We start from the raw sequence: 23,007 nt of genomic DNA, 5'->3' as shown, positions 1-23,007 counted from the left end.
TTTGAGTACTGCAATGTCAAGACCTGTGCTAATGAGTTACTTACCTTAGGTAATGATGACATGAAGATGTGGTACATCTTTAAGTGGTTATCTAAACATGATGAGTTGCAATATGGTACCCAAGCAGAAATCATTAAACTTTATGTCGATGATGAGTTGCTTGGCTATGCTCTTCTTGAGAATTTTGAAGCCCGTACTGATAAAATTGTGCATCATCAAGGTGTTACTTATCAGGATTTGGGTTTGATCCATTTCGTAGTTGTCCGTGAACATCGTAATAAAGGTTATGCCACAATGCTGGCAAATGCTTTGTATAAAGATATTATTGAACCATTGCTTGCACGTCATCGCGATGTTCATGCTTATGTTACTGCCACTGACCGTGCCGTCCCATTGATGGAGCGCACGAATATACCCGCGATTAATCTGATTAAACAATCCTATTCGGATGTGACGTTTAAAGTGAAGGTAATTAATTATCTAAGGGAGCAAGAATAAAGCGCAAAAAGGCAATACCTGCCCTTCTAATTTTTGAGTATTTTTAGACTCAAATGTTTCAAAGTTTAATACCTCATGGATCAGCTAATTAGGAGGGGCGGTGGTATCAGCTCTTTCATTTTGCATTATCTTTTTTTACTCGCAGCTACAAAATAACTTACTGTTGAATAATGTGGTCTACAATCGTCGCCAATCCCTTTCATTGCGTATCCACTTGATGATAGCCTCATAGCAAGTCTTTGACAGTGAAAAATGAATAACCTGCCCTGCTCATGCCCCTTTTTCTTGTACATGATATGAACCATTAATGCTTTAACTTATTGAAAATTAAAAGTTAATTTTTTATGATCTACAATTATAGATCTACCTATAAATACAGAAGCATCATCTCCCAATATAAAACATCAACTTACAATCATGCTTTGGGTCTATCTAACTGTTTTATAAGTCTGTTATCATATAATCATTAAAAATAAATGAAATTTAAATATGTATTAGAGAGAATGAAGACTAATACACTGTTAACTTTTCAGAGAGAGCCAATGAACTTTAACTATTTACCAATTTATATTTTAACGATTGCTTTAGGTGGATCATTTTATCTTGGATACTTACCACCAATTATATTTTTTATATACGTTATCGCTAGCACTTTAACTTTTTTTCTTTATGCAAAAGATAAACGGGCAGCTCAGAATGATGAATGGCGAATATCTGAAAGTACACTCCATATGTACTCATTACTTTTTGGCTGGCCTGGAGCGATAGTTGCTCAACAAAAACTCCGTCATAAAAGTAAAAAGCAATGTTTTCGGTCAGCCTTTATGTTCACGGTATTAATAAATTCCGCATTGGTTGTTGGAATGCATACTAATTACGGCTCTAATATGTTGCGGAGTAATACTCATAATCTCAAAAATTATGTAACAAAGAATGTTGATAACCAGTATGTTCGAAAGTCAGCTTTGTTTCTATTCAGCTTCCGTAATGATAATTATCTTTATTATGAAAGTGATACGTTTTATATACGAGAAAGCTAGCAAGCTATTAAACAAGGACGGAAAACACTTTGCTGTTAACAGGGAATTATATTTTTGAAACTAGTATAGGGAAATAGTAGTGTCTTTTTTAAGTGGCCGTTGGCCAAGAAAAACGTTCAACTTAGTGTTAATAGCTAGCTTAATTGCTGCTTATATTTTGATTGAAGTGTCGCCATTTTTTAATTTAGTTATCGAACACCTTGGCATAGGAGCTTTAAATCCCGTATTAATATTACTCACTGTATTATTAAATATAGGTTTTTTTTTAATAATAATATTACGCCTACACGATTTAAATCGCGCGGGTTGGTGGTCCCCAGTAATATTTATTCCCGTCGTTAATGTTGTATTTTTAATATTACTCATAATATGGCCAAGCTCAACGGAACGACATAAATTTAGAAGTATGTGTAAAACATTTGTAAAAATATTAGCCATACTCTTTTTGGCGGTGCTTTTACTGCAGGTAGACGATGATTTAAGTGTTGAGGTGTCAGAGTATGTTTCACTTATAGAGAATAGAGTAGCCAATGGAAGCGAAGCATATTTATACCTAAATGGAATGGCTGCACTAGAAGAAAAAAATATTCTAGCTCAAGGACGTCGGTTATTAACACATTACAATAATTCGCCTAAAAATCTTTTTGGTCCGGTGAGCGAGACTAAAAAGTTAACTAAAGATGAAAAACTACCAACGCCAGACAATAAAAATAAGATGTACTGTCAACTTTCTAAAGCTGGCTGCTTAAATAAGGTAATTGCCAGTTCGAATCACTGGGAAAATCAAATTAAGAAGTTTTCGGTTATCACAAAAAGGTATGAAAAATTTATTTCGTATTCAGAATTTACTACGATGACCAAAGCCGACATTGGCTCTCCATTGCCTTCTTATCACTACTTAACGTTTGGAAATAAAATAAAAATATTTTCAGCTCTATCACTTGCGCGCTCAGGTAAAGCAGAAGAAGCGATCGAGATGCTGCTTAATGACAATAAATATTTGCGAAAGCATCTAGTTTTAGCCGATAACTTAATACATAAACTAATCTTTATAAATCTGCTTTCAAATAACCTTGATATCATCGTTTATATACACTCGGCTTACCAGGTAGATAAACTAACTGAAATCGCGCATTTATCGCATTCAGAAATGAGCATGAAGTATCCTTTAGTCAGGGAATTTATACAGGAATACAATATGTTTTTAGATGCTGACCGAAATACCGATGGTTGGAATGGTTTGCCGTCATGGATGGTTAAGATCATCTTTAAAGTAAATATGACAATAAATGCTCGATTAATGAGCTACAAAGAGCTAATTTCACTCGATAACCTACCCGCTGAAGTGTTTGCGAAAAGCGTTGTAAATATTGAAGCGGCTCCAAAATTTGAACCAAACTATCGAAATTACGGCGGCAGCATCATGATTGAAGAGCCAATAACATATTTATCTAAATATATTGCAAAGGTACACGATCTGGACGCTAAAATATCGCTTGCCAATTATCTTCTCAGTAATAAAACACAACCTCTAGAAAGCCCATATGGGCCGCTTTATAATAAAATAACTGAGAGAGATAACTTCATCTGCTTAGATGGTCCGTCGAAGGAAAAATATAATATAAGATGTATTCCGGAAAAAATATAAGTTAATTAACAACGAAAAATACGGCTTGTTATCTCGCGGTGAAGGGCTGTAGAGTCAGATTTTTCATTATTGTATTTTTCATTCACAGCTACAATTCAACTGACGGATGAATAATATATTTTAAAATCGCAGCCAATCTCTTTCATTGTGTAACCACATGATTGATAAGATTTGATGATAGACTCATTGCAGGTCTTTGACTGTGCAAAATGAAAGACCTGACTCCATGAGTTTACCATTTGCTCTATTCATTCCTATTGGTGACTAACTGAGATGAAGTTTTGTTCGTAAATAAAATACTTTTTTTTGAAATAGTTAAGCTGGTGATATTCGTTAGGTGATAGATAGGATTTTGTTAAAGGGATAGGTTATGTTGGGTTAAAGATGGTCAGTTTATCAAGGAGATAGATTATGTCTGGAAATAAAATTAATATTGACGCTAAAAACACTTTCACGGTAAATGGTCAAGTTTATAGCTATTATGCGATAAATAGAGGCGAACTAGCGGGTGACAATTCGATAACACGCTTGCCCGTCTCAATCAAAGTTTTGCTGGAAAATTTATTACGTCATCAGCAGGATGATGGTGATAGCAGAAAAGAAATTGAAGCGCTCGCTAGCAGTCAAGGCCGAGGCAGTACGACAGAAATCAGCTATCAGCCTGCGCGCGTTTTAATGCAGGATTTTACCGGTGTACCGGCAGTTGTGGATCTTGCTGCGATGCGTAATGCCTTAGTTAAAGAGGGCCTTGACCCGCAAAAAATCAACCCCTTAGCCAAAGTTGATCTGGTAATCGACCATTCGGTTAACGTTGACAAATTTTCGAGTAAATCCGCTTTTGATGAAAACGTGGCCATCGAAATGTCCCGCAACAAAGAACGTTATGAGTTTTTAAAATGGGGGCAACAAGCCTTTGAAAATTTCAGCGTAGTACCTCCGGGCACCGGCATCTGTCATCAGGTTAATCTTGAATATCTGGCTAAAGTTGTATGGAGTGAAACAACGGGTGATGAGTGTCTGGTCTATCCTGATACACTGGTCGGTACCGATAGCCATACCACCATGATTAATGGTCTGGGCGTTTTAGGTTGGGGCGTTGGCGGGATTGAGGCCGAGGCGGTGATGCTTGGGCAACCGATTTCAATGCAGATTCCCGATGTTGTCGGATTTGAACTGACCGGTAAATTGGCAGAGGGGATCACCGCGACGGATCTGGTGCTACAGGTTGTGCAAATGCTAAGAGCGCACGGTGTAGTCGGAAAATTTGTCGAATTTTATGGTGCCGGTCTTGCTTATTTACCCTTGGCAGAGCGTGCGACCATTGCCAATATGGCACCGGAATATGGTGCTACCTGTGGATTTTTCCCAGTCGATCAGCAAACGCTGAATTATTTGAAATTGACGGGTCGAGATCAGCAAACCATTGATATGGTTGAAGCGTATTGTAAAGTGCAGGGGATGTGGCTTGATGAAACTACCCCAACGGCTGATTTTTCCGATACTTTATCTCTTGATATGAGCGATATTGAACCCAACCTTGCAGGACCTGACCGGCCGCAGGACAAGGTCGCCATGCGCCAGTTAAAAACCGCGACCGACGACTTTATTGATCTCAATGGAAAGGGTCAGCAAAAGACCACGGATTTTCCGCTCAATGACAGTGATCAGTCGCTCCATCATGGTTCACTGGTGATCGCCGCTATTACCTCTTGCACTAACACCTCCAACCCTGCGGTGATGTTGGCAGCAGGACTGCTGGCGAAAAAAGCCGTGGCAAAAGGGCTGGTTAAACAACCCTGGGTTAAAACCTCACTTGCGCCCGGATCACGGGTAGTGACCGATTATCTTGTGGAAACAGGATTACAACAATCACTTGATACACTCGGCTTTAATCTGGTGGGTTATGGCTGTACTACCTGTATTGGCAATTCCGGCCCTTTACCAAAACCTGTTCAAGATTGTATTGAGGAAAACGATCTTATCGTTTGTGCTGTTTTGTCGGGCAACCGTAATTTTGCAGGACGAATTCATCCACAGGTTAAGGCTTCCTGGTTAGCATCACCCCCTTTAGTGGTGGCCTACTCGCTGGCCGGCACCACTCGCATAGATCTCAGTCAGGATCCAATAGGCACCGGCAGTGACGGTGAAAAGGTTTATTTAAAAGATATCTGGCCGAGTAACGCGGAAATCGCCGAGTTGCTAGAAAGTGTCACTCATCAAATGTTCGAAAAGCGTTATAGCGCCGTATTTGACGGCGATAAAGAGTGGCAGGCGATCCAGTCCGGGACCGATGCCAATTATGAGTTTTCCGAAGAGTCCACTTATATTCAACGACCACCCTTTTTCGAACCACAATATCGCGATAATTTTAGTAATATTGTTGATGCACCTATTCTGGTTATGCTCGGAGATTCGGTGACAACGGATCATATTTCCCCCGCAGGTGCCATTCCCAAAGACAGCCCTGCCGCACAATATTTGCGCGACCATGGGATTGATGACAAAGATTTTAACTCTTACGGCTCACGACGCGGCAATCATCAGATAATGATGCGCGGTACCTTTGGTAATATTCGCATCCGTAATGAGATGACGCCGGATAAAGAAGGCGGTTACACCCATTTGCAGGGTCAGTCGCAAGCGATGTTCATCTTTGATGCCGCCATGCATTATCAGCAGGAAAAAAGAGCCAGTGTTGTTATTGCCGGTAGAGAATATGGTACGGGATCGAGTCGAGACTGGGCCGCTAAAGGCACTTTACTGCTGGGTGCTAAAGCTGTTATTGCCGAGAGTTTCGAGCGGATCCATCGTTCTAATCTTGCTGGAATGGGTGTATTACCCTTGCAGTTTATGGAGGGCGAGGATCGTAAATCATTGCAGTTAAGCGGCAATGAGTCCTTCGACATTATTGGTTTAGAGAGTGATATGAGTGCCAATCAAAAGCTCAACGCCGTTATTCATTATCCGTCCGGTGAGCAGCGCAAAATTAAATTGTTGTCTCGACTCGATACGGCCGTTGAGGTTGATTATTATCGCGCGGGAGGCGTACTCACTTATGTGCTTAACCGAATAGTTTCCCAGGGGTAAGCGTATTTTTAAGAAAAACAGATTAAATTGAGACTAGTTTGGATCTTGTTTTTGGGATCCAGTCCATATGGAGGAATATATGAATTCAAAATACCGCACTGAAAAGGAGAATTTAGGTGAGATTCAGGTTCCTCTTATGGCGCTCACGCGGGTTGTGAGGTCAGCTCTTTTATTTTTACTCGCTACTACAATACGATTTACTAATAAATAATGTATTTTAAAATAACCGCCAATACCTTTCATTGTTTAACCATCTTATTGATAAGCTTCGTCATTGCATGAGCATAAATGTGGTACATCAACAGACAAAGAGTGTAAAATCTCTAAACCGCTTTGTGTTCAAAGTGCTTCAGGTAGTGAAAATTCAAGCTATCCCCACGCTCGCTTCTTCCCAAAAAGAGAAACGGTATGGCTACCCTGCCTATTTTTAATTACGTTAATTAAGGGAATATATGAACCAAGTTATTGACCTTCTGAAAAACCACCGCTCAATTCGAAAATTCACACCGGAATCTGTCAGTAAAGAAAAACTGAATACCATTATACAAGCAGCTGGTTCGGCTGCGACTTCGAATAATATTCAAGCTTATAGTGTTATTAATATTACAGATAACGACAATCGAAAAAAACTTGCAGAACTGGCAGGCGGACAGACTTGGGTAGAAAAGAGCCCGGTATTTCTTGTGTTCTGCGCTGATTTAAAAAGATCTGAAGATGTTTGTCATTATGAGCAGAAAGAGATGGCGGCAGGATATACAGAACAATTTATAGTGGCAACCGTTGATGTGACCCTTGCTGCAGAGAATGCCATGGTGGCAGCGGAATCGCTTGGACTTGGAGGTGTATTTATCGGAGGTATCCGTAATAACCCAGAAAAAGTATGCCAACTTTTGAAAATGCCCGATTATGTTTATCCTATTTTTGGTATGTGCCTGGGATACCCGGACGAAAAACCAGAGCAAAAACCTCGACTTCCCGTTGAAGTCACTCTAATGGAAGACTATTACAGCGAAGATACGTCATACTTAGGGAAGTACAATGAAATCTGTCGTGACTATTACCAAAATCGTACTAATAATTCCCGATACGATACATGGACAAGCCAGATATCAGCGATGATGAGTTCACCATCGCGTACGCACATGAAAGATTTCTTAGAAAAAAAAGGATTTGGCACTCTATAATGTTAAATCGTAATGCGATTTGCTAATTAATAATTAAGCACAGCCGAACCTTTTGAAGGGCCCATTTACCTACTATATAATCATTATAGGACGATGGGTCAGGTTAAAATTTTATGGAATTTATCTGCAAGCGTCATTCTACAACCTTGTCAGACGAACAGAGGTTCAGTGGTGAAAATAGAAAGTAATGAGCAGTATTTCGAAGTCTCTTTTGATAAACAGGTGCTATTAGCTTTAAACATTTCTGACTCGGAGTTTGAAGACTGTGAGTTCAATGACTGTGATTTCTCATCGGCTGTGTTTGCTCGATGCAAGTTTCTTAATTGTTCATTTAATTGCTGCAATCTAAGTTTGATAAAGATCCCTTATTCTCGTTTCTTTGAAGTAAGTTTTGCTGAATGCAAACTGCTTGGTATTGATTGGACAAGGGCATATTGGCCGTCATTCCATCTAGATTCAGAGCTTAAATTTAGCAAATGCATTCTCAACGACTCATCATTTTTTGGTTTAACGTTGAATGAATTAAAATTTGATCAATGCAAGTTACATGAAGTAGATCTCAGAGACGGTGATTTTTCAAATTCATCAATGATTTACTGTGATTTTACCAACAGTTTATTTATGCATACTAATTTGCACAATGTAGACTTTAGCGAGTCAACCAATTTTAATATCGATGTTTTAGAAAACAAAATATCGAAAGCAAAGTTTTCCCGGTTTGAAGCGCTGAGTTTGTTGTCGAGTTTAGACATAGATTTGGTCGATTAGCGCTCAGGGTCTAATCAACACAACCTAATCAGTTTTAAAAATGATGTCGAGCGCTTGAAGCTACAGCTTTCTAATGACTCTTATAGTGCAAAGCACGCATTATTACCCCGAGGTAACCTTTCCTTAATTTTAAATTAATTATCTTTTGAATTTGCTCAAAACTCTTTTCCCAATGCAGATAACTCAACTGAATCCGCTGGTGTCGCCCATCTATACTCAGTACCAGTGATGGAAATCCATTAATCGGTAAAGTATGGGTTTGCTGTATTTCAGAAAGTAACTGCTGCTGAATTTCCGGCGAAGATAATTGTTTGGAGAAAGCTATTTCATCCAAGCCAATTTTTTTAGCCAGTGCAATTAAGGTATCATCATCGGATGGATTTTTTGCATTTAAATAATATGCTTCTTGAATCGCAACTATCATCTGTTCTTCTAGGCCAGATTCTCTTGCGATTAAACATGCTCGACAGGCAGGATAAGTAGAACGTCTAGGTTTACACTTTTCCCAATAATCGAAATTGAATTTGGTACCCAGCTGGTTAGCTATTCTTTTCCATCCATGTTTTAGAACTTCTTGCGTATGCAGGGACATTGGCTGATCAGAATCGGGGGCTAAACCGCCTAAACTGTAATTGATATGTACGTCGGGTAGTTGCTCATGTATTGCTTGTTGCAGGGCAAGCCAGCTCGGACGATAACCCCAACACCAACTGCACATCGGATCGTAAATATATGAAACCTGAATATTAACCTTTGATTGTTGTGACATATAAAAGCTTATTATGGCAAAAAATAATAACAGCAGTTATAGCATTATAATGTCTTTAAAAAAAATATTGGTGTAAGCAAGGTTGTAAATTGTCAAAACATTCCTGCCCAATATTACCTAAATATAGCTTAATACAGTGCTCTTCAGCCCTACCCGGAACTTACTAATGGGTAACCCTCATTATCCCAACTATTACCGTTAAACAGCTTCACCAACCTTAATTTAGTTTATTAAGTAAGTTTAAGCATTCGTACTTAAAGTGACGTTACGCCCGCCTAAATACCCAAACACACCACAGAGCAGACTTGCTAAAGCACACAACCACAGGACAGGTGCCCAGCTTTCAAAGTGAGTATGCAAAGATCCGGCAAACATGGGGCCGATAGCAGCAAGCAAGTAACCTACACACTGCGCCATACCCGAAAGCGATGCGGCTTGCCCTGAGTGATCAGTGCGTAAACTGATATATGACAGTCCTAAAATAAAAATTGCTCCGGAACAAAAGCCTAAAGTGGTTGACCATATAAAAGCAAAATTGGGTAAATACAGTAATCCTAAAGAACAAAAGAACCCGATTATCGCTAATCCCAGGGCAAGTAAACGTTGATCTTTTAATTTGGCTAATAGCGGAATAAGTACAATTCCGGGCACTGCCGAAGCAAGTTGATATGCACCATGCAGCACGCCGGCTTGCTGTGCATCGAGGCCGCCCTCCATTAATATATTGGGCAGCCAGGCAATCATCACATAAGTGAAAAATGAGTTAAGACCCAGGCACAAAGTAATATGCCACGCCAAAGCATGGTGCCAAATTTTACCTTGGGTGTGCGGCTGAGTAAGATCTCGAGTTGGTTTGGTATGTAACTTTAATTGCGGCAACCAAATAAGGAGACTTATCAGCGTCACTAATCCGTAACTGGCTAAGGCAATTTGCCAACCGATATCTTTATAAGCAGCTAAAGGAATAAGTAAGGCAGAATAACTACCGCCAAAAATCCCCATCGCGAGTACATAGGCAGAGGTCATTAGCGCGACCTTATGCGGAAAATCACGCTTAATTAAGCTCGGTAACAAGACATTACCAATGGCAATGCCTACCCCAATAACGGCAGTACCAATATAAAGCACAGCGGCAGAATCTATCAGCCTGGAACTCAGCCCTAAACCAATCAGCACTAATGCAATAAACAGTGATATTTCAAGGCCTTGCTTTTTAGCTAAGCTCGTTGCCATTGGTGAGGCGATAGCAAATGCGAGTAATGGTAACGTGGTTAGCATACCCGCTTGAGGAGCGCTTAATGCAAAGCTATCAATAATTTGATCAAGTACGGGTCCAATACCTGTTATTGGCCCGCGTAAATTAGCGGCTATAAATAAAATGCCAAGAATTAAAATAGCAGAAGAGAAAATAGATCGGGTAGGCGAAACTGGATACACAATAAAACTCAATAATTATAAAAAATCCAAGGATGATAGCAGAGTGATACAGGGTCACGCATTAATTTATTGCTTTAATTTATCGGCGATCATCGAAATATCTTAATGATTATTAATGAGAGCAAACCTGCTTTAGAAGTGGATTTTAAATAGTGTATTTTAAATTTTTCTTATCTTGGAAGCGGTGGGGATCTTTTATTTTGCATTATCTTATTTCTTACTCGCAGCGACAATAGGACTCACTGTTCACGAGGGTTGTTGGGTCACACATATGATGCTCTTTGATCAGCTCGCCGTGTTTATTGATGAGTCTTCCTTCGGACCAATCATCGCGGATAAGCCCTTGCCATTCGCTAGTAGTTAGCGTTTAATAACAGAGAGTTATTGAACGGTGTTCTTTCTATAGAGGACTTTCACCTCATTAATTCAGCCCATACAGGGTGTACAAACGGACAAATAACAGCTCGCTGTTATTTGTCCGTTTGGCGTTGGTTGTTTTCAATAACCATGATTTTTTATAAATGTAGAGTTTTATTTGATGGTAGAAGTATTAATTCTGGCAATAGCATTAAGTATGGATGCGTTTGCCGTATCAATTGGATTAGGAGCAAAACATAATACCAAGATAAAATCTTTAAGTATTATGTCAGGAATATATTTTGGTTTATTTCAGGGCATAATGCCACTTATCGGATATGTAGGTGGTAAAGGTGTCATGGGATGGGTGGAATCTTATGCTCCGTGGATTGCATTTATATTACTTTTAGTAATTGGCGGTAAAATGATTTACGAATCTTTTTCAGAGGGCATCGAAGAAGATCTTGTAAAAATCACCCATAGAGTGATGTTAATGCTTGCCATTGCTACAAGTATTGATGCAATGGCTGCAGGATTTACATTAACTATTTTAGATGTAAACCCCCTAATTGCGTGTCTTATTATTGGAGTAACCACTTTTATTTTTAGTTGGGTTGGAGTATTTATCGGCTCTAAAAGTGGTACTTGGTTAGAAAGTAAGGCCGAGTTTTTAGGTGGTGTTACGCTAGTGTTAATAGGTATAAAGTTAATAATTTAATGATTATCAACTCAGCACATAACTAATAAGGATAGGTCGTGTGAGCAACGCAAATCACGGCTTAATCCTATTGTTGGACAAACCCGAACGTTTATCTCTGCTATTTATGTCAATATTGGTTAAGAAATTCAGATTAGAGAATAAAAACCAAGACGTACATGATCTCATCAAATAAGATATTAATCATAAACACCTAATTTTCATAACTAGCTTACGCACCAAGCTGCAGATGGCGCTGACAATGGTAAGGTCGATAAATTAACGGTGTTCTTACCTTGGTATTTAGAAGTATAAAGGGCTTGGTCGGCATAAGATAACAATTGGCTTGGCAGATCCTTAATATCCAAGTGTTCAGGTCCTGCGCCCACCATGCCGAAAGAGCATGATGCATTAAATTGATGAGCACCAATCCCAAAGGATGTTTTTAAGATACTATTTCGAATGCCTTCAACAATGCTAAATGCATCACTGTCCATCTGCACGTCAGTCAAAAGCAAAACAAACTCATCTCCGCCTAAACGGGCAAAACAATCCGAGGGACGAATCGCATCTTTGGTGATATTTGAAATGCCCTTTAATAATTGGTCTCCATTCGCATGGCCATAACTATCATTAACCGCTTTAAAATCGTCTACATCAAATATACAAACGTATAATCCAATGAAACCGTTATGCTGCATAGTTTTAATCGTTTCGATCAGATGGATCTCAAAATAACTACGAGAGAAAGCTTGTGTCAAATGATCGTACATAAGGCGGTTACTCAGTAGGCGTCTATCTTGATAGAGGTTATCGATATCAAGAATAAGGATCCAAGCGATGCAACAAGTAACCAAAAAAGATCCGATCCATGTCAAGGGAGGCAGGTCAATCAGCTGTATTCCCGTTAGTGCATCTCCCAGGCCCGTTATCATCCAAATGAAAGCAGCACCCAATAATAGCTTGACCATGATTAAAGAATGCTTGTCTTGATTTTTACGTTGAAGTAAATAAATTCGGACAAGGATCATCAGGCTATAGACGGACAAAAGTAACACCCATCCACCCCAAAGTTTAAACAATGGGCCAAATGTCAGCCCTGTATAATAATGCGATGTAGCATAAAATTCTTTAACCAGAAAATATTGATTAGGTAGCAGACATAACAGTGAGAAAAAAGTGCATATGGCGTAACACTCTTTGAGTAATACAGCGCCTTTATAGGCAAAGAAAGATACATAGAAATGCAAGCTCAAAACAATGGTAAACATTGCGCAGATGATAGTCACCCGATTAGAGATATTGAGATAGTCGAGGTTTTCACCTGAATTTAATAAGACGGCAAAAGCCCCCAGGAAAACGCCACTCACTAGGGCCGATAAGGAAAAAACAAAATAGTACTGCACTGACTCTTCGTGACGTGAACTGAGGTGGTAATACAAAAACATGAAAAACCCACCTAGAATTAAACTAATACTCGAAGTGATAATAAAAGGTAATGTTAATAGTTGAACCATGCTGTTTCCTATACTGCAGCGGCCAGAGACGGTGCTACTGAGTTAGTCTTGGACTGTAGAATACAACTTAATGGAAGAGGCAATCTATTCAGAAGGACAAATCATTGTTGTCTGTTTGTTGTATTTAAAGATGCCCGTAATGTGCTGAAAATGCCAATAGAATACTGTTTATAGCTTAAGTAAAATAAGATTTTAAACTCTTTGTTGCTGCTGCTAATAGACTTCTGATAGTAATCGTAACAAATTGATATAATAGATTAAGTGTACAGGAGATAGAAGATACTTTCACGTGACATAAATATCATATTAGGCTTATAAAAGTGTGAATTAACTCTCACTATAGATGCTACAAAAGCATTAATGCCATAGGCAATAACAACACGGTTTGGGTTTCGATTAAGCAGCTGTGTGTCATTATATAATTAACATTGCAGGTTAATTTTCATCTGTTAATACCACCCTTTTCTAATATTTCCCTGTTTTGATTACCGGACATCAAAACCCCCTGTTGTTCAGTGTTTGTTATTCAGTAATGATTGAATCAGCTTATCAATCAAGCAAACTAAAGTTGCATATTCTTCGGTTTCAAAAATAATTCACCGGCACATTTAGCGGTTTTGCTTCTTTTATCGATCTCCCGGGATCAGGAAATGGAGCGCAACAACAGTACAACAGTTAGTAAATTTTTCCTTTAAGATCCAGTTGCGTGAGGTATAAACGCATTTCAAATTCTAACTGATGATACTCGGGCAGCATATGCTGGCACAATTGATAAAATGCTTTATCGTGAGCTTTTATGCGAAGGTGGGCTAACTCATGAACAACTATCATTTCTAAAAATGCTTCCGGGGCTGTTTTGAAAATTTCACTGATTCGGATTTCATTTTTACTTTTTAGCTTTCCCCCCTGCACTCTTGAAATAAAGGTATGCAGACCTAGCGCATTGTTAATGACATGAATCTTCTTATCGTAAATAATTTTACTTAAGGGTGAAGATTTTCGTAAATTATTATTTTTCAAATCCATGACATATTCACGAAGCATTTTATCGTTGTTAATATTATGTTTTTGAGGATATTTTTTAAGCAAAAAACGACCTAGAGTATCCTGTTCAATCATTGTTCTGATTTGAGCTTGAACGTCGAATGAATATGAAGATAGATACTTAAGTGAGATTGATTGCGTTTTTGAGAATGGCATATATTAATACTGTATAAGATAAGTTGAATGCATAAAATTGTACCTTAGTTATTTATAATCCGATAGTTGAAAAATCTAAGCAGTTACAGAGCGTAAAGCACAGCTGTTATTCATCCTATTACTCGATTATGCATATTCTTGGTTAACAGCGAATTAAATCATTCCTTTAGGTAAGAAGATAATTAAAGATTGCCGGTTATTACTGCACTAAGGTTAATGTGGATTTTAAATAACCAGTTAACTTGTAGGTTGGGTCTGTCTGTTGGGCGTGATTAAGCTAATGTTCATTTGGCTGTTTTCGCTTACTCTTCACTTTGGAAATGCTTTGAGTATTGCCTAACTATGGGTTGCTCAACATACCCTACTGAATTAGTATGGTATAAAATATCTATTATCTCAGCAAGGAACAAACCCATGCCGTTCAACCATCTTAAATTTGATAACCGTCTCCTCAATAATCTGCCTGCTGATAGTGAAACCGAAAATTATTGCCGTAGCGTAGAAAATGCAGCTTATTCCTTGATTTCTCCGGCAACAGCAACCGCGCCTAAATTAGTGGCGGTGAGCGATGATTTTGCCGAGCAATTGGGTTTTACGGCAGAAGAATTACGCAGCCCTGAATTTCCCCAATTAATGACGGGCAATCTGTTAGCCGATGGAATGCAGCCCTATGCACTTTGCTACGGTGGTCATCAGTTTGGTCAATGGGCCGGACAATTAGGTGACGGACGGGCAATAAATTTGGGCGAGTTGCTCAGCAAAAATTCAGGTCACCAAACGCTGCAGTTAAAAGGCGCAGGTAAAACCCCCTATTCCCGCCGGGCCGACGGTATGGCGGTGCTGCGCTCCTCTATTAGGGAGTTTTTGTGCTCTGAGGCGATGTTTCATTTAGGCATTTCAACCACTCGCGCCCTGAGCTTATGCTTAACCGGCGATCAAGTGGTTCGTGACATGATGTATGACGGTAATGCGGCATTAGAGCCTTCTGCGATAGTGTGCCGCGTATCTCCCTCTTTTTTACGTTTTGGTAGTTTTCAACTGCCCGCCTCACGCGGTGATGAAGCACTTTTAATCGAACTGGTGCAGCATTGTATTAACGCTGACTACCCGCATTTAGCGCCTGCTTCGGGCATCTTTGACCAACAAGTCTACCTTGCTTGGTTTGAAGAAGTCTGCGAACGTACCTGTGATACCGTCGTTAACTGGATGCGGGTAGGTTTTGTGCATGGCGTGATGAATACCGACAATATGTCCATTCTTGGCGAAACCATCGATTACGGTCCCTATGGCTGGATTGACGATTTTGACCTTAACTGGACACCAAACACCACCGATGAAGGGCAAAAACGTTATCGGTTTGGCGGTCAGGGAGAAATTAGTCAGTGGAATTTGTTTCAGTTGGCCAACGCTATTTTTCCGTTAATCGGAGAAGCTGAACCATTACAAACGATCTTAAGTGATTACGGCATCGATTATCACCGTAAATGGTGCGACATGATGGCGGCAAAATTAGGCTTTAAAAATTATCAGGGTGAAACTGACTTAGCGCTGTTTAAATCTTTAGAAACTTTATTAAGTGCGGTAGAAACAGACATGACCGTCTTTTACCGTTTACTTGCCAATATTGCCAATGATTTGAATACGCAAACAGCCACCCAATGGATGGCAAAATTAGGTCCATGCTATTACAGTCTGCTGGATCTTGATGAGCAGTATATTAAAGATTTTACTCAGTGGTTAGCGTCTTATCTTGCCCGAGTTAACGTTGATGGTTTAAGCCATGAAGATCGTGCTACGGCTATGAATAAAGTCAATCCTAAATATGTTATTCGTAATTATCTGGCGCAGCAGGCTATCGAACTTGCCGAACAAGGTGATTTCAGCGAAATCGTCAAACTGCAGAAAATATTAAAAAATCCCTACGATCAACAACCTGAATATAACTCCTATGCGCAGAAACGTCCCGATTGGGCGCGTGATAAAGCGGGTTGTTCAATGCTGTCGTGCAGTTCATGATATCAACATTATCGATGTTTTTTGTCTCCTCCTGAAGGCGGAGTATACAAACCGCTAGCGATTACAGCCGCTAATAACCTTTTAAATATGCTTAGAAAGCAGCAACCTTGCGCTTTTTCACTGATTTTTAGCTTTAAAAGTAGTGAAAATCCATAAATATTTGTGTAATACAAATTTTTTTGATCTGGGACTTTCATAATGGTCTCCTTAAGAGGTAAAATTCTAACTAATATTTTTAACAAACCAATATAAAGAGTCTAATCAGATGGGAAGAGCATATCAAAACCGCAAATTGTCTATGGCCAAAACAGCGGGCGCTAAAACAAAAGTTTATTCTAAATACGGTAAAGAGATTTACGTTGCAGCTAAAAATGGTGGCTTCGATCCCGATGGAAACCTCTCATTACGTCATTTAATCGATAGTGCCAAAAAAGACCAGGTACCAACACACGTGATCGAACGTGCCATTGAAAAAGCTAAAGGCGGCGGTGGAGAAGATTATGAACGCGCCAGCTATGAAGGTTATGGCCCTGGTGGTTGTTCTGTGATCGTGGATTGTTTAACCGATAATAATAAACGTACCTGGACAGATGTACGCAACTGTTTTATGAAAACCGGCGCTAAAATCGGATCCCCCGGCACTGTTGCGCATATGTTTGAACATCAAGCTGTTTTTGTATTTCAAGGCGAAGATGATGAAGCCGTTTTAGAAGAACTGATGATGGCTGACGTTGATGTTATCGATGTTGAAGCTGAAGACGGCAAGATCACTGTTTTTTGTCCTAACACTGAATTCTATAAAGCAAAAACAGCCTTAAATGAGATTTACCCGGATCTTGAGCTGGATGTGGAAGAAATTACTTTTGTACCGCAAATAGACCATGATATTGCGCCGGAGCATGTTGAAAAATTTGAAAAATTCATGGCTATGTTAGAAGACTTAGATGATGTGCAAGAGGTTTACCATAACGCCGTCTTACCTGATTAAAGTTACCTGATTAGTTTCAATCATTATTGCTTAAAATGCAAAACCACTCGAATATTCAACTTTCGAGTGGTTTTGTATCCAATTTATTGCTGATAAACTTTATTAAATTCCTTAACAGAAAAACCATTTATAAACTGATCCCCTATTTTTAGAATTGGCACCGCACGATAACCGCTTTTACTAAATTCTTTTTGCCCTGCTGCTGTTTTAACATTGACCAGACGAAACTGAATGTTTTGTTGTGACAGGTACTTTTTAGCCGCATCACAATGCGGGCAATTACTCATAGAATACAATACGACACGTTTCATAAACGCCACTCCTCGTAATAAATGGTTGCAGACATTATCTGATTTTCTGTTCATTGTTTAATCTGCCAACAATAAAACCTCAAGTTCTTTCATGTGCTTAATGGTCAACTGCTCACTCGTATTTTTATGCAAAGTTTCTTTATGCAATTCATGGGGATCATACAGGACAGCTCTTATGCCTCCGGCTTTTGCAGCTTCTATTCCGACCAGAGTGTCCTCGATCACTAAACACTGTTCCGGTTTAAAACCCATTTTTTTTGCCGCATAAAGAAATAACCCGGGATCAGGCTTCCATGAATTTATATCATAAGCACTGTACAGGTTATTCTTAAAAAAAGACGAAAGATGCGTTAACTGCAGCGCCTTTAGCATTTTATCTTTTGGACCATTAGAGGCGACGCAGACAGGCAGTTTAATACGGCTTAATAAATCAAAGACACCTTCACAGGGGGTTAATGATTGTTCAAAAAGATTTTCAACTATCGCCCTGTAAGTGGGGATGAAATCGTCCTTAAAGCTGATTTGATGTGCTTCCTGCAGACAATCTAGTACATACGCCAGCTTCATGCCTTTATAAAGAATCATTAGTTGCTCTGCAGATTGAGTGACGGCATATTCTTTTAATTTTATTTCAAGCCCAAGATTGCACAGATATTCACTGTCTACTAAAGTGCCGTCGCAGTCAAAAATAATGCATTTTATCATAGAATTATATCCACTTAATGTTAGGAATGATGAGCTTGTTCTTTCAAGTATCTGTCAGTCACTCGAGTAGTCTGCTAATAATATAACCAGCCTTGCAACACCTTCCCGTCTTTCAAACCTTTCAAACCTTTAAGCTTTCCTGTGTTCAGCCTTCAACATATTGTTGACTGACTCAATAGCCTGTTGATAATCACCGAAGGTTAAACGTGCATAAGCCTGTTGATAGGGAAGCCATTCAAAAGCACAATGCTCATCGGACAACACCGGATCCGTTTGTATTTCACTGAAAAAAACACATTCAATAACCTCTTTGGGATCTGGTCCATAGAGAACGCGCCATGCATCTTTAATCGGATAAGTCAGCTTAAAGCCGGTCGCCGTAAGCGTTTCAATTAACAGTCCGGTCTCCTCAAAGACCTCACGTTGAGCTGCTTTTACAAGACCCTCGTCTTTTTCGAGGGCACCACTGACGCACTGCCAAAAACCAGGTATCTTTAAATCAGTGCGCGGTACCCGTTTGAGCATTAAATATTCAATTTCTCCTGCCACTCTTTTATACAGAAACACATTTACGGAAAACGGTTGTCTCATTTTTACTCCCTATTATCCATCTAATATAGATGCTTGTTATGATCAGATTTTCAAGGTGCTAAAAACTAAGCTCCATTTGAAAATCATCCATTTTATAACCGCCACCGATATCAGCACATAGTTCTCCGGTTTTAATAAAACCAAATTTACAATAAGCTTTAATGGTGTTCTTATTATATTTATTAACCGTTAAAGATATTTTGCTAAGATTGTTTTGGCGTGCCACATTTTTAATATGTTCCATTGCCACCCTGCCAATACCCGTGCCCCGTTCAGATGCTAGAATATAAATTTTACTTAAAAAAAGCGCATCTGCTTGTATTTTAAGCCCAATATAACCAACCGCTTCACTATCCTTTTTTATCAGAAAATACAGATAATGATCGGCATTTATCTGCTGCGCTATTTGTGCCTTTGAATGAAAATGGTTGAGCATATACTCAACCTGTTCAGCGCCTATGATAGACGTGTAATGCTCCGGCCAAATACACCAGGCAAGATCAATCACTTGATCAATATCCTGATCTGTTTTTACCCTATAAAACATACTTAATGCACCTTATTTCAGTCTGACAACATTATAATAATCAAGATCTTAAATTATATAACAACAGTATTTTTACAGAAAATATTGGAATAATAAATCATTATTTAAATAATAACACTCAGGTCATTAATAATCATTTTTTTACCGGGAAGCAGGAGTAACAAGGGGAATTGGTAAGGTTATAACAGATTTGCAAGTGTGACTTCAGACGCGCCCGCGGGCTGCGCCTTTAAAATCACACTTTACTTGGAAAATTGAAAATTATTTTACTGAAACAGGAAAACGCATTAACACATCCACTTTTGATGACATTGACGCACTTAATGTTTGCTTTTTGTCTGTCGCAAGAATCACAATGCCATTATGGTTGGCGATGTTTTTCTGCAAATGATTAAGATCGAAACTTGCATCACGGTCATGGGAATCTCTCATTCCTGCACGCTTTTCAAATAACGAATCAGCACTGGACAACAGCAAAATATCGCGACTTATCTTGGCATCGGCAAACAGTTCGGTGACAGCTTCGTTGGTTTGTTTATCAAAAATCGCCGTAGAGGTGTGTACCGTTTTTTTTGTGAAACGTGTGATATCACCAATGATTGCACTCAGTTCACTGCTGCTGGGACCGTTCAGGGTGATCAGAAAACGCGACTTAAGATTGGCATGTTCAGCTAAATCGGGTAAAAATCGATGATAGCTTTTGCTCAGGTATTCTACTATTAACATATTATTCTCTTTATGACTTAATTATTACGAGGAAACTACCTAAAGATAGCGTAATCAGCAAGTGGTTTTGCAATGATAACCAAACTTTCTCACTGATTGAATGCAAAAAATTATGCAGTTATCTCTTTTTGCTGCGGTTTAATTAAACCGCGCTGAACAAAGGTGGCAAAATTGTTCAGAGCTTTTTCGATACGCGGTGAAAAATTATCAAAATCTATATTATCAAGCAGGTTTTTAATCTCCAAACCTAACTCGGTATCTCCTTCAATCACTAAACGCCGTTGAAAAAAGAGCGTGTCCGGGTCTTCTTTTCTGCCGGCAATCAATATAAATTCATTTAACGCACCGGAAAAGGTCACATCGCTCTTTTCGCATTGCTGTTTAATGACCAACTTTTGATCTGCAAAGCTTACATAACAGCTGAACTTAATATCTGTCACTTCGATTTTCAACCATTTATCTTGTAAAAAATCTAAATCATCATCTTCAATAGCTTCGGAAAGTAACCTTTGCAGCAACTCCGATAACACTTTTTTTTGTACAAAAAAAGGGACAATTGCGGCCGGATAAAGCAAAGCCTTTGGCGCATTAATAACCAGTTGGTGATGTATATTTGCAATGGCTGACGTAAACATTGATTTCCCCGCTAAAAAATTTAATTCGCATTATAAATACTAATCTCGTAAATAAATACAGCTGCCAAATAAAAACCGTCATTGAACAGCGTTTATCTCACCTTCTCCTGCATTATATCAATAAAAAATAATTACCGTTTCTTACAATGCCTTATATTTATTATTGTTAGGAATTTAAATGGAACTTCTCTGCCCTGCCGGTAGTTTACCGGCATTAAAAACAGCGATTGATTGTGGCGCTGATGCCGTTTATGTTGGTTTGAAAGATGATACCAACGCACGCCATTTTGCGGGCTTAAATTTCAATGACAAGAAATTGAGTAAAGGTGCGCAATATGTTGGTGATCATAATAAAAAATTACACGTGGCGATAAATACTTTCGCCCATCCGGGCAATGAAAAACGCTGGTTTAATGCCGTTGATAAATGCGTAGATTTAGGCGCTAATGCGGCCATTATTGCCGACATTGCGACCCTTGATTATGCCGCCAATAAACACCCTGATTTAGAATTACATTTATCGGTACAGGCCTCTGCCACCAATATCGAAGCGATTAAATTTTATCAACAAAATTTTAATATTCAACGCGTTGTATTACCGCGAGTACTTTCTCTGCAGCAAGTGAAACAACTGTCGCGCGGTACCGATATGCCCCTCGAGGTTTTTGCCTTTGGCAGTTTATGTATTATGGCTGAAGGGCGTTGTTATTTGTCATCCTATTTTACCAGTGAATCGCCAAATACAGTCGGAGCATGCTCTCCGGCTAAATATGTACGTTACCAAGAAACGCCAAACGGACTTGAAACACGCTTAAATGATATTTTAATCGATCGTTATAAAGCCGATGAAAAAGCCGGATATCCGACCCTGTGTAAAGGTAAGTTTAATGTTGATGGCAACCTTTATCACGCCATTGAGGAGCCGACGAGTTTGAACACACTGTCGATGCTTCCACAGTTAATGGAGGCTAATATTTGCTCGGTTAAAATTGAAGGTCGGCAGAGAAGCAGCGCTTATGTTGAACAAATCACCCGCGTTTGGCGTGAAGCGATTGATTCCTACTTAGCAAATCCCGCCGCTTATCAGGTAAAAGAATCATGGGACAGAGTGCTGGCCAATGTTTCTGAGGGAAATCAGACGACCTTAGGCGCTTACCACAGAGCGTGGCAATAATCGTAGTAGCAAACAATCAATATTAAGGAATTCAAGTGAAGTTAGCATTAGGCCCCCTGCTTTATTACTGGGAAAAACAGACGGTAGAAACATTTTATCAGCAAGCACTAAGCAGCGAAGCTGACGTTATCTATCTTGGAGAAACAGTCTGCAGTAAACGCCGGGAACTCAAAACCCGGGACTGGATTGATTTAGCCAAAGAATTAGCCAACTCCAACAAAGAGATCGTTTTATCCTCTATGGCGCTATTGGAAGCGCCTTCTGAAATTAAAATACTGCGTCAAATATGTGAGAATGGACAGTTTAAAGTAGAAGCAAATGATTTAGGTGCAGTGCAGATATTGTCAGAAAATAAAGTTCCTTTTGTGTGCGGGCCGGCGATCAACTGTTATAACGCCAGTGTCATAAAATTGTTAATCAATAAAGGTATGCAGCGTTGGGTCATGCCCGTAGAGCTGTCCCGAGACTGGTTAGTCAAAACCTTAGAAGATTGCGAGCAATTAGGCATACGTGATCAGTTCGAGGTTGAACTGTTCGCTCATGGTTATATGCCGTTAGCTTATTCTGCGCGCTGTTTTACCGCCCGCTCAGAAAATAAAGCCAAGGATGACTGTGAATTATGCTGCATTAAATATCCGACCGGGCGTCCCACAACAACCCAGGAGGATCAGCAGGTGTTTGTCTTAAATGGAATTCAAACACAATCGGGTTATTGTTATAACCTGCTCAATGATGTGCCTTCAATGCAGGGACTTGTGGATGTTATTCGAGTTAGCCCGAGCGGCAATGAGAGCTTCAGCACACTCAAAGATTACCGGGCGGCTATTAAAGGCGAATTATCAGCAATCCAACTGGCAAGTAAAGAGTGCAATGGTTATTGGCATAAAATAGCAGGATTTCAAACACAGCAGTAAGTATCTGCAGCTATTAGGGAGTCATTGTCTTACTTCCTAACCTTTACTGAAGATTAAAAAGTGACAAAACAGTGTTTAAGCTCCAAGAATAAGCGTATTTTTGTAGATGCTGATACAATCAGCATCTACTCTTTAGTACAAAAAAGCGCTGACTAAACGGCTCAGTGATCATTATCCGTCCTATTTTAAGATGAGGAT

General features: G+C 39.3%; 22 protein-coding genes. 11 read left to right on the top strand and 11 right to left on the bottom strand.

Features of this window, described 5'->3' with window-relative positions; translation table 11 throughout:
• The first annotated feature begins 60 nt into the window (after positions 1-60).
• From ACJAZP_RS05985 to ACJAZP_RS05960, 6 genes are all read left to right on the top strand, one after another.
• On the top strand, positions 61-498 hold the full coding sequence (locus tag ACJAZP_RS05985; protein WP_415229828.1) for a GNAT family N-acetyltransferase: 438 nt from the start codon (positions 61-63) through the stop codon (positions 496-498).
• A 542-nt stretch (positions 499-1,040) separates the two neighbouring features.
• On the top strand, positions 1,041-1,538 hold the full coding sequence (locus ACJAZP_RS05980; protein WP_415229827.1) for a DUF1294 domain-containing protein: 498 nt from the start codon (positions 1,041-1,043) through the stop codon (positions 1,536-1,538).
• A gap of 79 nt (positions 1,539-1,617) precedes the next feature.
• On the top strand, positions 1,618-3,186 hold the full coding sequence (locus ACJAZP_RS05975; protein WP_415229826.1) for a DUF805 domain-containing protein: 1,569 nt from the start codon (positions 1,618-1,620) through the stop codon (positions 3,184-3,186).
• Positions 3,187-3,597: 411 nt separating this feature from the next.
• Positions 3,598-6,273, top strand: a complete 2,676-nt coding sequence (gene acnA, locus ACJAZP_RS05970) for an aconitate hydratase AcnA (protein ID WP_415229825.1) — start codon at positions 3,598-3,600, stop codon at positions 6,271-6,273.
• A gap of 452 nt (positions 6,274-6,725) precedes the next feature.
• Complete coding sequence (gene nfsA, locus ACJAZP_RS05965; RefSeq protein WP_415229824.1) at positions 6,726-7,457, top strand: oxygen-insensitive NADPH nitroreductase; 732 nt, start codon at positions 6,726-6,728, stop codon at positions 7,455-7,457.
• Positions 7,458-7,628: 171 nt separating this feature from the next.
• A complete protein-coding gene (locus ACJAZP_RS05960; RefSeq protein ID WP_415229823.1) occupies positions 7,629-8,225 on the top strand; it encodes a pentapeptide repeat-containing protein in 597 nt (198 codons plus the stop codon).
• A gap of 70 nt (positions 8,226-8,295) precedes the next feature.
• Here ACJAZP_RS05960 and ACJAZP_RS05955 read toward each other — a convergent pair whose 3' ends face one another.
• Both ACJAZP_RS05955 and ACJAZP_RS05950 read right to left on the bottom strand, forming a co-directional pair.
• Complete coding sequence (locus ACJAZP_RS05955) at positions 8,296-8,994, bottom strand: DsbA family protein (protein ID WP_415229822.1); 699 nt, start codon at positions 8,992-8,994, stop codon at positions 8,296-8,298.
• Between the two features lie 240 nt (positions 8,995-9,234).
• Positions 9,235-10,431, bottom strand: a complete 1,197-nt coding sequence (locus ACJAZP_RS05950; protein WP_415229821.1) for an MFS transporter — start codon at positions 10,429-10,431, stop codon at positions 9,235-9,237.
• 538 nt (positions 10,432-10,969) lie between these two features.
• On the opposite strand from ACJAZP_RS05950, the gene ACJAZP_RS05945 reads away from it, so the two are divergent.
• Complete coding sequence (locus ACJAZP_RS05945; protein WP_415229820.1) at positions 10,970-11,506, top strand: manganese efflux pump MntP family protein; 537 nt, start codon at positions 10,970-10,972, stop codon at positions 11,504-11,506.
• A gap of 206 nt (positions 11,507-11,712) precedes the next feature.
• Here the strand turns inward: ACJAZP_RS05945 and ACJAZP_RS05940 are convergent, their stop codons facing one another.
• Positions 11,713-13,002, bottom strand: a complete 1,290-nt coding sequence (locus tag ACJAZP_RS05940; RefSeq protein WP_415229819.1) for a diguanylate cyclase domain-containing protein — start codon at positions 13,000-13,002, stop codon at positions 11,713-11,715.
• Between the two features lie 675 nt (positions 13,003-13,677).
• Positions 13,678-14,202 carry a YgjP-like metallopeptidase domain-containing protein gene (locus tag ACJAZP_RS05935; protein ID WP_415229818.1) on the bottom strand — a complete coding sequence of 175 codons (525 nt, stop codon included), beginning with the start codon at positions 14,200-14,202 and terminating at the stop codon, positions 13,678-13,680.
• Positions 14,203-14,616: 414 nt separating this feature from the next.
• Here ACJAZP_RS05935 and ACJAZP_RS05930 point away from each other — a divergent pair, with 414 nt between their 5' ends.
• Complete coding sequence (locus ACJAZP_RS05930) at positions 14,617-16,218, top strand: protein adenylyltransferase SelO (RefSeq protein WP_415229817.1); 1,602 nt, start codon at positions 14,617-14,619, stop codon at positions 16,216-16,218.
• A gap of 8 nt (positions 16,219-16,226) precedes the next feature.
• On the opposite strand, the gene ACJAZP_RS05925 is transcribed toward ACJAZP_RS05930, so the two are convergent.
• Complete coding sequence (locus ACJAZP_RS05925; RefSeq protein ID WP_415229816.1) at positions 16,227-16,415, bottom strand: hypothetical protein; 189 nt, start codon at positions 16,413-16,415, stop codon at positions 16,227-16,229.
• 68 nt (positions 16,416-16,483) lie between these two features.
• Between ACJAZP_RS05925 and ACJAZP_RS05920 the strand changes: the two genes are divergently transcribed.
• Positions 16,484-17,206 (top strand): YebC/PmpR family DNA-binding transcriptional regulator, encoded by a 723-nt coding sequence (locus ACJAZP_RS05920; protein WP_415229815.1) that lies wholly within the window; start codon positions 16,484-16,486, stop codon positions 17,204-17,206.
• A gap of 83 nt (positions 17,207-17,289) precedes the next feature.
• Here the strand turns inward: ACJAZP_RS05920 and ACJAZP_RS05915 are convergent, their stop codons facing one another.
• The 6 genes from ACJAZP_RS05915 to ubiT form a co-directional block, all read right to left on the bottom strand.
• Positions 17,290-17,517: a glutaredoxin family protein gene (locus ACJAZP_RS05915; RefSeq protein WP_415229814.1), complete on the bottom strand. Its 228-nt coding sequence runs from the start codon at positions 17,515-17,517 to the stop codon at positions 17,290-17,292.
• Positions 17,518-17,574: 57 nt separating this feature from the next.
• Complete coding sequence (locus tag ACJAZP_RS05910) at positions 17,575-18,222, bottom strand: HAD-IA family hydrolase (protein WP_415229813.1); 648 nt, start codon at positions 18,220-18,222, stop codon at positions 17,575-17,577.
• A 129-nt stretch (positions 18,223-18,351) separates the two neighbouring features.
• Positions 18,352-18,813, bottom strand: a complete 462-nt coding sequence (locus ACJAZP_RS05905) for an NUDIX hydrolase (RefSeq protein ID WP_415229812.1) — start codon at positions 18,811-18,813, stop codon at positions 18,352-18,354.
• Positions 18,814-18,871: 58 nt separating this feature from the next.
• Complete coding sequence (locus ACJAZP_RS05900; protein WP_415229811.1) at positions 18,872-19,360, bottom strand: GNAT family N-acetyltransferase; 489 nt, start codon at positions 19,358-19,360, stop codon at positions 18,872-18,874.
• Between the two features lie 261 nt (positions 19,361-19,621).
• The gene (locus ACJAZP_RS05895; protein ID WP_415229810.1) at positions 19,622-20,086 is read right to left on the bottom strand and encodes an AAA family ATPase; all 465 of its coding nucleotides are present in this window, start codon (positions 20,084-20,086) and stop codon (positions 19,622-19,624) included.
• A gap of 110 nt (positions 20,087-20,196) precedes the next feature.
• The gene (gene ubiT / locus ACJAZP_RS05890; protein ID WP_415229809.1) at positions 20,197-20,721 is read right to left on the bottom strand and encodes a ubiquinone anaerobic biosynthesis accessory factor UbiT; all 525 of its coding nucleotides are present in this window, start codon (positions 20,719-20,721) and stop codon (positions 20,197-20,199) included.
• Positions 20,722-20,899: 178 nt separating this feature from the next.
• Between ubiT and ubiU the strand changes: the two genes are divergently transcribed.
• Together ubiU and ACJAZP_RS05880 are read left to right on the top strand one after the other, a co-directional pair.
• Positions 20,900-21,895, top strand: a complete 996-nt coding sequence (gene ubiU / locus ACJAZP_RS05885) for a ubiquinone anaerobic biosynthesis protein UbiU (protein WP_415229808.1) — start codon at positions 20,900-20,902, stop codon at positions 21,893-21,895.
• A 35-nt stretch (positions 21,896-21,930) separates the two neighbouring features.
• Entirely contained in the window at positions 21,931-22,809 is an 879-nt protein-coding gene (locus ACJAZP_RS05880; protein WP_415229807.1) for a U32 family peptidase, read from the top strand.
• Positions 22,810-23,007 lie beyond the last annotated feature (198 nt).

This window comes from Psychromonas sp. (assembly GCF_047632955.1).
In the GTDB taxonomy this organism is placed as follows: domain Bacteria; phylum Pseudomonadota; class Gammaproteobacteria; order Enterobacterales; family Psychromonadaceae; genus Psychromonas.
The sequence above is the reverse complement of the archived record's forward strand: the minus strand, read 5'-3'. Positions and strand labels throughout refer to the sequence as shown.

What these genes read in the sequence shown, in the direction of transcription:
- ACJAZP_RS05900 (WP_415229811.1), bottom strand. Translation starts at nt 19,360, where the DNA reads ATGTTTTATAGGGTAAAAACAGATCAGGATATTGATCAAGTGATTGAT.
- ACJAZP_RS05910 (WP_415229813.1), bottom strand. Translation starts at nt 18,222, where the DNA reads ATGATAAAATGCATTATTTTTGACTGCGACGGCACTTTAGTAGACAGT.
- ubiT (WP_415229809.1), bottom strand. Translation starts at nt 20,721, where the DNA reads ATGTTTACGTCAGCCATTGCAAATATACATCACCAACTGGTTATTAAT.
- ubiU (WP_415229808.1), top strand. Translation starts at nt 20,900, where the DNA reads ATGGAACTTCTCTGCCCTGCCGGTAGTTTACCGGCATTAAAAACAGCG.
- ACJAZP_RS05930 (WP_415229817.1), top strand. Translation starts at nt 14,617, where the DNA reads ATGCCGTTCAACCATCTTAAATTTGATAACCGTCTCCTCAATAATCTG.
- ACJAZP_RS05980 (WP_415229827.1), top strand. Translation starts at nt 1,041, where the DNA reads ATGAACTTTAACTATTTACCAATTTATATTTTAACGATTGCTTTAGGT.
- ACJAZP_RS05945 (WP_415229820.1), top strand. Translation starts at nt 10,970, where the DNA reads ATGGTAGAAGTATTAATTCTGGCAATAGCATTAAGTATGGATGCGTTT.
- nfsA (WP_415229824.1), top strand. Translation starts at nt 6,726, where the DNA reads ATGAACCAAGTTATTGACCTTCTGAAAAACCACCGCTCAATTCGAAAA.
- ACJAZP_RS05895 (WP_415229810.1), bottom strand. Translation starts at nt 20,086, where the DNA reads ATGTTAATAGTAGAATACCTGAGCAAAAGCTATCATCGATTTTTACCC.
- ACJAZP_RS05925 (WP_415229816.1), bottom strand. Translation starts at nt 16,415, where the DNA reads ATGAAAGTCCCAGATCAAAAAAATTTGTATTACACAAATATTTATGGA.
- ACJAZP_RS05915 (WP_415229814.1), bottom strand. Translation starts at nt 17,517, where the DNA reads ATGAAACGTGTCGTATTGTATTCTATGAGTAATTGCCCGCATTGTGAT.
- ACJAZP_RS05955 (WP_415229822.1), bottom strand. Translation starts at nt 8,994, where the DNA reads ATGTCACAACAATCAAAGGTTAATATTCAGGTTTCATATATTTACGAT.
- ACJAZP_RS05920 (WP_415229815.1), top strand. Translation starts at nt 16,484, where the DNA reads ATGGGAAGAGCATATCAAAACCGCAAATTGTCTATGGCCAAAACAGCG.
- ACJAZP_RS05940 (WP_415229819.1), bottom strand. Translation starts at nt 13,002, where the DNA reads ATGGTTCAACTATTAACATTACCTTTTATTATCACTTCGAGTATTAGT.
- ACJAZP_RS05905 (WP_415229812.1), bottom strand. Translation starts at nt 18,813, where the DNA reads ATGAGACAACCGTTTTCCGTAAATGTGTTTCTGTATAAAAGAGTGGCA.
- ACJAZP_RS05935 (WP_415229818.1), bottom strand. Translation starts at nt 14,202, where the DNA reads ATGCCATTCTCAAAAACGCAATCAATCTCACTTAAGTATCTATCTTCA.
- acnA (WP_415229825.1), top strand. Translation starts at nt 3,598, where the DNA reads ATGTCTGGAAATAAAATTAATATTGACGCTAAAAACACTTTCACGGTA.
- ACJAZP_RS05985 (WP_415229828.1), top strand. Translation starts at nt 61, where the DNA reads ATGAAGATGTGGTACATCTTTAAGTGGTTATCTAAACATGATGAGTTG.